General features: G+C 56.9%; 1 protein-coding gene. It reads left to right on the top strand.

Annotation, left to right across the window (positions count from 1 at the left end; translation table 11 throughout):
* The coding region (locus tag XcyCFBP4188_RS22385) for a type IV secretion system protein (RefSeq protein ID WP_146094094.1) at positions 1-332 on the top strand (332 nt) is incomplete at both ends.

Below are 332 nucleotides of genomic sequence, written 5' to 3'. Positions count from 1 at the left end.
AACAAGATTGGTATGGCGCTGTTTGTGGGCTTCGGTCCCTTGTTCATCATGTGCCTCCTGTTCCAGGCGACGAAGTCGTTGTTCAGCAAGTGGCTGCTATATGGGTTAGGTATGGTGTTTTCGTTGTCGGTGCTGAGCTTCACGGTGAGCCTGGCAACGAAGGTGATCGGCGCAGTGGCTGTCGCATTCCTGGTGAAGTACGCGATGCCAGGAAACAGTGGCGAGGGCATCAGCAGCATGGCATTGCAACAAGGAGGGCTCGGCTTGGTCATGACAACCTTGATCGTCACCGCACCACCGATGGCAGCGGCCTTCTTCCAGGGCACGCTGGG

This window comes from Xanthomonas hortorum pv. cynarae (assembly GCF_002939985.1).
GTDB classification, from domain to species: Bacteria; Pseudomonadota; Gammaproteobacteria; order Xanthomonadales; family Xanthomonadaceae; genus Xanthomonas; species Xanthomonas hortorum_D.
This window is presented reverse-complemented; position numbering and strand designations above follow the sequence as displayed.